The sequence below is a fragment of the Candidatus Agathobaculum pullicola genome, assembly GCF_052117205.1.
Classification (GTDB): Bacteria; Bacillota; Clostridia; order Oscillospirales; family Butyricicoccaceae; genus Agathobaculum; species Agathobaculum pullicola.
Window position 1 is genome coordinate 1 of the sequence record NZ_JBQKJP010000069.1, and the last position, 8,915, is coordinate 8,915.

Annotated in this window: 10 protein-coding genes, 1 tRNA gene and 1 pseudogene; 8 read left to right on the forward strand and 4 right to left on the reverse strand. The window is 53.2% G+C overall.

Annotation, left to right across the window (positions count from 1 at the left end; genetic code table 11):
- Nucleotides 1–353 precede the first annotated feature (353 nt).
- The 4 genes from infC to ACTQ3V_RS14830 all read left to right on the forward strand — a co-directional run bounded on the left by infC (nucleotide 354) and on the right by ACTQ3V_RS14830 (nucleotide 2,288).
- The gene (gene infC, locus ACTQ3V_RS14815) at nucleotides 354–863 is read left to right on the forward strand and encodes a translation initiation factor IF-3 (protein ID WP_297284107.1); all 510 of its coding nucleotides are present in this window, start codon (nucleotides 354–356) and stop codon (nucleotides 861–863) included.
- Between the two features lie 44 nt (nucleotides 864–907).
- Nucleotides 908–1,111 carry a 50S ribosomal protein L35 gene (gene rpmI / locus ACTQ3V_RS14820; protein WP_054327617.1) on the forward strand — a complete coding sequence of 68 codons (204 nt, stop codon included), beginning with the start codon at nucleotides 908–910 and terminating at the stop codon, nucleotides 1,109–1,111.
- A gap of 33 nt (nucleotides 1,112–1,144) precedes the next feature.
- Nucleotides 1,145–1,498 carry a 50S ribosomal protein L20 gene (gene rplT, locus ACTQ3V_RS14825; RefSeq protein WP_373164780.1) on the forward strand — a complete coding sequence of 118 codons (354 nt, stop codon included), beginning with the start codon at nucleotides 1,145–1,147 and terminating at the stop codon, nucleotides 1,496–1,498.
- Nucleotides 1,499–1,649: 151 nt separating this feature from the next.
- Nucleotides 1,650–2,288: an orotate phosphoribosyltransferase gene (locus tag ACTQ3V_RS14830; protein ID WP_441468195.1), complete on the forward strand. Its 639-nt coding sequence runs from the start codon at nucleotides 1,650–1,652 to the stop codon at nucleotides 2,286–2,288.
- 19 nt (nucleotides 2,289–2,307) lie between these two features.
- On the opposite strand, the gene ACTQ3V_RS14835 is transcribed toward ACTQ3V_RS14830, so the two are convergent.
- The 3 genes and pseudogenes from ACTQ3V_RS14835 to trmB form a co-directional block, all read right to left on the reverse strand.
- Nucleotides 2,308–2,670, reverse strand: a complete 363-nt coding sequence (locus ACTQ3V_RS14835; RefSeq protein ID WP_441468196.1) for a DUF134 domain-containing protein — start codon at nucleotides 2,668–2,670, stop codon at nucleotides 2,308–2,310.
- A 3-nt stretch (nucleotides 2,671–2,673) separates the two neighbouring features.
- Nucleotides 2,674–3,078, reverse strand: a pseudogene (locus ACTQ3V_RS14840) (NifB/NifX family molybdenum-iron cluster-binding protein); the annotation flags it as partial.
- A 114-nt stretch (nucleotides 3,079–3,192) separates the two neighbouring features.
- Nucleotides 3,193–3,852, reverse strand: a complete 660-nt coding sequence (gene trmB / locus ACTQ3V_RS14845; RefSeq protein ID WP_441468197.1) for a tRNA (guanosine(46)-N7)-methyltransferase TrmB — start codon at nucleotides 3,850–3,852, stop codon at nucleotides 3,193–3,195.
- A gap of 136 nt (nucleotides 3,853–3,988) precedes the next feature.
- Here trmB and malQ point away from each other — a divergent pair, with 136 nt between their 5' ends.
- From malQ to ACTQ3V_RS14865, 4 genes are all read left to right on the forward strand, one after another.
- Nucleotides 3,989–5,482 carry a 4-alpha-glucanotransferase gene (gene malQ / locus ACTQ3V_RS14850; RefSeq protein ID WP_441468198.1) on the forward strand — a complete coding sequence of 498 codons (1,494 nt, stop codon included), beginning with the start codon at nucleotides 3,989–3,991 and terminating at the stop codon, nucleotides 5,480–5,482.
- Between the two features lie 31 nt (nucleotides 5,483–5,513).
- Nucleotides 5,514–6,752, forward strand: coding sequence for an HAD-IA family hydrolase (locus ACTQ3V_RS14855; protein WP_441468199.1), 1,239 nt, complete (start codon nucleotides 5,514–5,516; stop codon nucleotides 6,750–6,752).
- Nucleotides 6,753–6,912: 160 nt separating this feature from the next.
- The gene (locus tag ACTQ3V_RS14860; protein ID WP_441468200.1) at nucleotides 6,913–7,620 is read left to right on the forward strand and encodes a helix-turn-helix domain-containing protein; all 708 of its coding nucleotides are present in this window, start codon (nucleotides 6,913–6,915) and stop codon (nucleotides 7,618–7,620) included.
- Between the two features lie 94 nt (nucleotides 7,621–7,714).
- A tRNA-Gly gene (locus ACTQ3V_RS14865) sits at nucleotides 7,715–7,790 on the forward strand.
- An 85-nt stretch (nucleotides 7,791–7,875) separates the two neighbouring features.
- Here the strand turns inward: ACTQ3V_RS14865 and ACTQ3V_RS14870 are convergent.
- The gene (locus ACTQ3V_RS14870; protein ID WP_441468201.1) at nucleotides 7,876–8,742 is read right to left on the reverse strand and encodes a pyridoxamine kinase; all 867 of its coding nucleotides are present in this window, start codon (nucleotides 8,740–8,742) and stop codon (nucleotides 7,876–7,878) included.
- Nucleotides 8,743–8,915 lie beyond the last annotated feature (173 nt).

Below are 8,915 nucleotides of genomic sequence, written 5' to 3' on the forward strand. Positions count from 1 at the left end.
GATATGGCCCCCTCTCGTCAAGTTAAGTGTCGCAACTCAACTTTAACCGATGAGGCCCTATCCTTCATCCTTTTTTATTCAACTGTCCAGGATGTATTGTACTCCAACACATACCAGTTAAAATAGTTGAAATAAAGCCTTGACTTTGCTTTACATTTCTGATATAATATTTCAGGTAACAAGGAAGAAGGCAATGTCCTCACCCGCCGCGTTTGAGCAAACGGGTCAATAAAGCAACAATCCGTTTGGGTACGGGTTTGCGTTTTATGCTTGGAGGACGGTCGCTTTCGATCGGTCCTTTTTCTTTTTGTCTTAACCCATTTATCGTTTGGAGGTGCTTACCAATCAGCAGCATGGAACATCAAATCAATGAAGAGATCCGCGACAAAGAAGTCCGTCTGATCGGCGATGACGGCCAGCAGCTCGGTATTGTTCCCATCCAGCAGGCACAGGATGCCGCCGTGGAAAAGGGTATGGATCTGGTGAAAATTGCCCCGCAGGCGAAGCCGCCGGTCTGCAAAATCATGGACTATGGCAAGTTCCGTTTTGAACAGGCCAAGCGTGAAAAGGAAGCGCGCAAAAACCAGCGCGTCGTGGAGATCAAAGAGATTCGCCTGACCCCCAATATTGATGTCGGCGACCTGAACACCAAGGTGAAAAACGCCTGCCGTTTCCTCAAGGACGGCGACAAGGTCAAGGTTTCGGTTCGTTTCCGCGGCCGCGAGGTTACGCACGCGTCGCTCGGTCAGGATCTGCTCCATCGCTTCGCGGAGCTGTGCTCGGAATGCAGCACGGTAGAAAAGCAGCCCAAGCTCGAAGGCCGTCAGATGCTGATGTTTCTGGCGCCCGCTAAGGACAAGTAAACCAAAACGCGCCTTGCGCGCAAATTCAGAGAGGAGCAAACCTTATGCCTAAGATCAAAACGCACAGCGGTGCAAAGAAGAGATTTTCCGTTACCAAGAACGGTAAGTTCAAGCGCGGCCACGTCGGCAAGCGCCACCTGCTCAACGGCCATGGTAAGACGACCAAGCTCAAGCGCCACCTCCGCAAGGAAGGCTTTGCGGATTCGACGAACGTAGCGCAGCTCAAGCGTCTGCTGCCGTACAAGTAAGTAACAACATCTTTCATATAGGAGGCAATTACAATGGCAAGAGTTAAGGGCGCAATGATGACGCGCAAAAGAAGAAAGAAGATCCTCAAGCGTGCAAAGGGCTACTGGGGTGCCAAGTCTACCCATTATCGTGTAGCCAATCAGGCGGTTATGAAGAGCCTGAAGTACGCGTATATCGGCCGTAAGCACAAGAAGCGCGACTTCCGCCGTCTGTGGATCACCCGTATTTCGGCTGCTGCCAAGTCTTGCGACATGAACTACAGCCGCTTCATGAATGGTCTGAAGAAGGCCGGCATCGACCTGAACCGCAAGATGCTTGCGGAACTGGCTGTCAACGACAAGGCTGCTTTCGCAGCACTTGCTGAAAAGGCTAAAGCTGCGCTTTAATCTTTTTGCTTGCTAACCCTGCTGCACATTGCGGCAGGGTTTTTTTATCGGCATAATTCACAAACACCGCTTTGCTTTTTCTTGCCCTGCTGATAAAATTGCGCTATAATAGCCTTGTGATTTTCTAACGGACAAAGAAAGGTGGTCATTTATGCAGCAGCCGATCCGTATTATTTCCCGGTTCAACAAGCGTCTGTATGCAGATGCGATTCCGGGTCATTTTGCAACCAATCATTCCCATATCAATTACTATATCGATATGTCCGAAATCAAGCACAATATGACCATGGCTCTGGAGGCCGCACACAGCATCGCGTTCCATTTTTCCTCGGTCAGCGTGGATACCCTGCTGTGTCTGGAGGGCACAGAGTACATCGGCGCATATATTGCCAAGGAACTTGCCAGTTCGGGCATCGGCAGCCTGAACAGCAACAAAGTCATCTACCTTGTCGAGCCGGACAGCAATGTCAACGGTCAGTTTATGTTCGCGGACAACCTGCGTCCCATGATCGAGCATCGCAATGTGCTGGTGCTGGTCAACACCGCATCCACCGGTCAGACGCTTTCGCAGACACGCGAGTGCATTGAATACTACGGCGGCCGCGTAGCCGGTTATTCCGCGCTGTTCTCCAATATTTCCGAGTTGGACGGCAAACCGGTCGTCAGCCTGTTTTCCGGAGAGGATTTTCCGCATTATCACAATTTCGTCCGCGGCAAAAACTGTCCCGCCTGCGCGGCTGGCGTACCGTTGGATGCCATCGTCACCCCGCGCGGCTACACCAAATTATAACGAACAAAAACCGGAAGGCTCAGCCTTCCGGTTTTTGTTTTCCGCATCTGTGATGCCCACAGCAGCCGCCACGCACACATTGCGCTCGTTTTTCACATACTTCAACGTCGCCGCCCTCGATGCGCAAAGTGCGTCCATTGACCAGCGCCTCTGCCAGTTTGTGCCGCGCCGCGTTGTAAATTGATTGCACTGTCGTGCGCGCGACGCCCATCTGCGCAGCTGCCTGTTCCTGCTGCATACCCTCCAGATCAATCAGCCGGATGACCTCGTACTCATCCAGTCCCAGCATAATCAGCCCGCCCATACAGCCAATTCCATGCGGATCAAACTCCCTACAGACCGGTAGGCCACACACCCGCCGGCATTTTTTCGGTCTGGGCATCGCTCAGCCGTGGCAGTGACCACCACAGTGATGGCCTTCATGCGAAGCACCGTGATGACCCGCTCCGTGGTGCTCGTGATGGCTGCATCGAACATCCGGATTATATTGCAGTGAGCCGGACAGAAACGCCTCGACCGCCTCGTCCGCACCGCCCTGCACGCCGCCGAACAGGCGAATATTTGCTTCCGCGAGCGCCGCCTGCGCACCGCCACCAATTCCGCCGCAAATCAGTGTATCCACGCCCTGCGACGCAAGAAAGCCTGCGAGCGCGCCATGGCCGCTGCCGTTGGTATCAACAACCTGCGAAGAAAGGATTTTTCCATCTTTTGCTTCATATACTTTGAACTGGGCGGTATGACCAAAATGTTGGAATACCTGACCATCCTCATAAGTGACTGCGATTTTCATGGAACTGCGCCTCCGTATTTTATTTCCGGCATATGCCGGTTATATATCTATCATAACACATTTCTGACATATGTCAAGAATAAAAAAGCAGCCCGTAGGCTGCTTTCCTTTTCTTCACTTGCGCAGAAATTCCGGCAGACGCCGTCTGGCCTCCAAACGATAGATACGCGCGCCTTCGGACGAGAATTTTTCCTCGTATTCTGTCATCACATTGCCCTCGAAATCCGAGTGATGCAAATCGAGCGAGATATTTTGCAGCAGCCAACCGAACTGGCAGATTTCCGCAAGCGTCCACTCAAAGAAACGCTGATTATCGGTTTTAAAACAGATATCGCCCTGCTGCTTTAAAATCTCGTCGTACACCTCCAGATAGGCGCGCCACGTCAGCCGGCGCTTGCGCTGTCGATTGGGCGGCCACGGGTCGGAAAAATTCAAATAAATGCGGTCCACCTCACCGGGCGCAAACACCTCGCGCAGCTCAGCTGCGTCAAAAGACACAAACCGCAGATTGGGCAGCGGACGCTGCTGGCAGCGCTCAGCCGCCATGATGAGCGCGCCCTCCTCCCGCTCGACCGCAATAAAATTCACGTCCGGATGCTGCTCTGCCATACCGATGGCAAAACGGCCCTTGCCGCAGCCGATTTCAACATGCAGCGGATGGTCGTTTCCAAACAGCGCGCGCCATTTGCCGCGCTTTTCCTTCGGCTCAAACGCCATTACGTCCGCGCAGGCCGCAAAGCGGATATCAAGATTTTTCTTTTTGCGCATTCTCATGCGTCAAATTCCCCTTTTTCCTGTATATTTTTCAGCCTTTTCATTATATCCCGCCCCCGCACACTTGGCAAGTAAAATTGACAAATTTCCATAAAACACGCTATAATACAATTATATTTAATTGGGGGATGTATTTATGTTTCACCGTTCCAGCGGCGTGCTTGCGCACGTCACTTCCCTGCCCTCGCCGCACGGTGTGGGCACCATGGGCAAAAGTGCTTATGAGTTTGTTGATTTCCTCGCAGCCGCGCACCAGACCTACTGGCAGGTTCTACCGCTCGGGCATACCGGTTTCGGCGATTCTCCATATCAATGCTTTTCCGCAGCGGCGGGAAATCCGTACCTGATTGACCTTGATTTACTGGTTGAGGACGGACTGCTGACCGAAGCCGAGGTCAAAGCAGGCGACTTTGAAGCCTCTCCGGACACCGCAGATTTCGAGCAGCTAGCTGATACCCGCTGGCCGCTATTTCGCAAGGCATATTCGCGGATAGATGATGCTTTGCGCGAAAAAATCCATACATTTACCGAAGAGAACGCCGAGTGGCTGCCGGATTACGCGCTTTTCATGGCGCTCAAGGAAGAGAAATACCAACATATGCCGGTCTACATGTGGCCGGAAAAAGCGGTGCGCGACCGCAAACCGGAAGCGCTGAAAAAAGTAACCGAGGAGCTGCGGGACGAAATTGACTTCCGCATTTTCCTGCAATATATTTTCTTCACCCAATGGAAAGCGCTGCGTGAATATGCCAACGAGCACGGTATTCAAATCATCGGCGACATTCCGATTTATGTCTCCGCCGACTCCGTGGACGTATGGACGCATCCCGCGCTGTTCAAGCTCAAAACCGACCTCAGTCCAAAGCTGGTCGCGGGTGTTCCGCCTGATTATTATTCCGCTACCGGCCAGCTGTGGGGCAATCCGGTCTACGATTGGGATGCCCATCGCGCAGAGAGGTTCTCCTGGTGGATTTGGCGCATGAAGAGCAATATGGCACTGTTCGATGTGATAAGGCTCGACCACTTCCGTGGCTTTGCCGCCTACTGGGAAGTACGCGTAACCGAGGAAACCGCTATCAAGGGGCACTGGCGCAAGGGGCCGGGCATGGAACTGTTCCATGCCATGGAAAAATCACTCGGCCCTCTGCCGCTGATTGCAGAGGATTTAGGCGAAATGACAGATGAGGTTCGTGAGCTGCTGGCAGAAAGCGGCTTCCCGGGCATGAAGGTGCTGATTTTCGGCTTCACCCCCGACTGCGACAACGAACATCTACCGCATAACTTCGTGCCGAACAGCATTGTATACACCTCAACACACGACTCACAAACCGTATGCGAGCAAATTATGGATATCTGCACCGAGCCGGAAAAGCAGTTTGCCTACCGCTATCTTCGCACCTCCCACAGCGAAGCCATGGGTTGGAGTGCAATCAAAAGTGTATGGGCCTCCTCTGCACACATCACAATGACCACTTTGCAGGATCTGCTTTCTTTGGGGGCGGATGCTCGTATGAATACCCCCGCCACGATCGGCGGAAAAAACTGGCGCTGGCGCGTGCGCAAGGAAGCACTCAACACTACGGTCTCCGCCATGCTTGGCGAAATCACACGGACCTATATGCGCGGTTAAGGCTGCGCGACGTCAAAAAGGATAAGATAGCATGAAAATTACGACCGCAATTTTTGATTTGGACGGTACCCTGCTCAACACGCTGGGCGACCTGACCGACAGCGTCAACTGTGCCATTGTGCGCCGCGGCTTTTCCGCTGTGACCGAAGAACAAACTCGTGTGCGCGTCGGCAACGGTGTACGCAAGCTGATTGAACGCTGTATCCCGGAAAACAAGCGTACGGAAGCGATGATTGACACCTGTCTGGATGAATTTCGCACAGCTTACAACCAGCGCATGATGAATCGTACCCAGCCCTATGATGGCATCCTGCCCTTGCTGCGGCAGCTGAAAAAAGCCGGGGTCTCGGTCGGCGTATTATCTAACAAGTACGATCTAGCTGCCAAAAGCCTGATTCGCCACTTTTTCTGCGATCTGGTGCAGATCACCTACGGAGAGCGACCGGATGTTCCGCGCAAGCCCGACCCAACCAGCGTACTGCAGCTGCTGCGCGAGCTGGGCGGTAACGCAGCCACGACGCTTTACATCGGGGATAGTGCAACCGATATGCAGACAGCCAAAAATGCCGGTCTGCTGGCCGTCGGCGTGACATGGGGCTTTCGCCCGGCCGAAGAACTGACAGATGCCGGCGCGGATGCCCTTGTCAGCAGCCCTGCCGATCTGCTCCCGTTATTCGAGCGCGGCCTGCTGGCCGTGGACGCCATCTGTCAGGCGTTTACAAAGCGAGGCTTTGGCTTTACTTACTTTCCGACCGCAGCGGACGCCCTTCCGTATCTCATCGATGCCTGCGCGGGCAAATCCGTTTCTCTTGGCGGCTCTATGACACTCAAGGAACTCGGTTTTCCCGAAGCCTTCTCCAACAGCACTGCTGTGCATTGGCACTGGGTACGTGCCGGAGAATTCTTCCAAACACCGGATATTTACCTCAGCTCAGCTAACGCACTGAGCGAAAACGGTGAGGTGGTCAATATCGACGGCACTTGCAACCGTATCGCAGGCACATTGTTCGGTCCGAAGCGCTGCATTTTTGTCTGCGGCATTAACAAACTGTGTCCCGATCTGGAGAGCGCAATCGACCGAGCGCGCAATATTGCCGCTCCTCTCAATGCCCAGCGTCTGGAAAAGAAAACCCCGTGCGCTGTAGACGGCAAATGTCACGACTGTCAAAGCCCCGATCGTATCTGTCGCGCGATGACCATTCATATGGGGCCACCGCAAAGCATGGAACGCTGTGAAATCGTTTTGATTGGCCAGCCACTCGGCTATTGATTTGTTCTCGTCACACTGACACCAAAACCGCGCGTTTTAATAAAAAACGCGCGGTTTTTTTCAGATGCAACTCTCAGTTGCGTGATTTCAAACCAAACACGGTGGTATGCAACCACGTTTTTCGATATAATAGCCTCACCAACCAAGGAGGTAACCAAACATGACACTGGGAGAGAAAATCACCGATCTGCGAAAAAAGCACGGTCTGTCACAAGAGGAACTGGCCATCACGCTGGGCGTATCACGGCAGGCAGTGAGCAAATGGGAACTTGGCGACGCGACGCCGGAAACAGAAAAAATCGTCGCACTGGCAGAGTATTTCGATGTGACGATCGACTGGCTGCTGCGGGACATCACGCCGCAGCAAAATACGTCAGGCGGCACAGATGCACACATGTCGCCAACGCAGACGCAGGCAGGCGCGCCGCTACTGTTCTGTATGACACTGGGCGGCAGCGCGTGCGGGCTGTTTCTGCTGTTCTACGGCCGTTTTTACGCGCCCACCGATATTCCTACCGTCATCGGCATCATCTTACAGATCTGCGCAACCGCACTGGCGATGGGCTTCGGCCTGTATCTGAAAAACAGCGTCGATGCCGAGCAGGGCGTTAGCTTTATCCGTACATTCTGGCGTGTGAATATCTGGATTGTCGCGCTGCTGCCTACGCGCATACTCTATTTTTTGTTTGCACAGCTGCTGAATCTGATCCCCGAAACAGCCTTGTCGCGCCTCTGGGTCAGATTGCCGCAGCCGTTTTGGGCGCTTGGACGGGTATTGCTCTTTGCCGGTATTCCGATTGCGCTGTACCTCGCTTTCTGCCTGTTTGTCACGCTCGTGTTGTGTCGCCGTCCCCGCAAAAGAGCTTAAAAATTTTTTACCTTTTTTCTTGTTTTTGCTTGACAGCACGTCCGCTCTTTGCTATAATCAATATCGCGCTGATGAGTTCGGCGCGATGCAAAATGCGGCTGTAGCTCATCTGGTAGAGCGCCACCTTGCCAAGGTGGAGGTAGCGAGTTCGAGCCTCGTCAGCCGCTCCAGAAACGAAGGCACTGTCATATGGCAGTGCCTTTTCCGTATAAATTTTGCTTGCTGCGTCAGCCTTATCGAAAATAAAAGCACTGCCTATACGACAGTGCTTTTATTTTCCGTTTTTCTGGTTTGATAGGAACCATCCATCAGGCGATACAGCAGCTTTTCAAATTGTACTCCGTGCATCGGATCGGTTTTCTGCTCTAACGTATACGCAATGCAGTCCTTGACATATTCTCCCGCCTGTTCACAGGCCTCTGTCAGCGGCTCACCGTTGAGCAGCGCCGCCAGCATAACCGATGCAAACAAATCCCCTGTACCGGGATAATACCGGTCAATGCGTCGATGCAGGCTAAGCGCGCCACCCTTCTCCGACAGGCAACCCGAACCGACCTTTCCTTTCTCAAAATCCAACCCGGTCAGCACAACCTCAGCGCCGTAGCGCGTACGCAGCGCCCGCAGCCACTCCCACGCCTCGTCTGCGTCGCACGGCTTACTACCCGGGTCGCGGTCAAGCAAAATCGCCGCTTCGGTCGTGTTAGGCGTAATAATATCCGCAATTGCACACAGTTCACGCATACGGATGCACATTTCAGACGTATAGGTATCATACACCTTTCCATTATCCCCCATGACCGGATCGATCAAAGTCATACCGCCTACTTTTTTTAGCCGCTTTGCCGCCTCGCTCACACAGTCAATCTGGTCTGCGGAACCCAAGAAGCCGGCATATATCGCCTCAAAGCGTAGTCCCAGCGCGTCATATTGGTCAATGGTTCCCAGCATCGCATCGGTCAGATCCGTGGTAATCCAACCGGGAATCGCAGTATGCGTGGAAAATACCGCCGTCGGCAGCGGCACGCACTGATGCCCTCCCGCAGAAATCACCGCGATGATCGGCACCAGCGATGAGCGCCCAAAGCCTGATAAATCATGCAGCGCCAGTACCCTTTTTTGCATGGCCATTCACATCCTTTTTCTGTCCGTGTTCCATCATACGATGAATCCGCGTCCATGTCAATCTGTAGGTTTGTCAAACATATTGGACAGAGAACTCTAAAGGAGAAAGCCAACCCAGAGGCCTCATGGGAAAGTTATTGGAGCAGCGGTTATGGACAGCAAGCTGCTTTGTG

Excerpts from the sequence above, each read along its gene's own strand:
- ACTQ3V_RS14870 (WP_441468201.1), bottom strand. The coding sequence starts at position 8,742 with ATGCAAAAAAGGGTACTGGCGCTGCATGATTTATCAGGCTTTGGGCGC.
- trmB (WP_441468197.1), bottom strand. The coding sequence starts at position 3,852 with ATGAGAATGCGCAAAAAGAAAAATCTTGATATCCGCTTTGCGGCCTGC.
- malQ (WP_441468198.1), top strand. The coding sequence starts at position 3,989 with ATGTTTCACCGTTCCAGCGGCGTGCTTGCGCACGTCACTTCCCTGCCC.
- infC (WP_297284107.1), top strand. The coding sequence starts at position 354 with ATGGAACATCAAATCAATGAAGAGATCCGCGACAAAGAAGTCCGTCTG.
- ACTQ3V_RS14855 (WP_441468199.1), top strand. The coding sequence starts at position 5,514 with ATGAAAATTACGACCGCAATTTTTGATTTGGACGGTACCCTGCTCAAC.
- ACTQ3V_RS14860 (WP_441468200.1), top strand. The coding sequence starts at position 6,913 with ATGACACTGGGAGAGAAAATCACCGATCTGCGAAAAAAGCACGGTCTG.
- rpmI (WP_054327617.1), top strand. The coding sequence starts at position 908 with ATGCCTAAGATCAAAACGCACAGCGGTGCAAAGAAGAGATTTTCCGTT.
- rplT (WP_373164780.1), top strand. The coding sequence starts at position 1,145 with ATGGCAAGAGTTAAGGGCGCAATGATGACGCGCAAAAGAAGAAAGAAG.
- ACTQ3V_RS14835 (WP_441468196.1), bottom strand. The coding sequence starts at position 2,670 with ATGCCCAGACCGAAAAAATGCCGGCGGGTGTGTGGCCTACCGGTCTGT.
- ACTQ3V_RS14830 (WP_441468195.1), top strand. The coding sequence starts at position 1,650 with ATGCAGCAGCCGATCCGTATTATTTCCCGGTTCAACAAGCGTCTGTAT.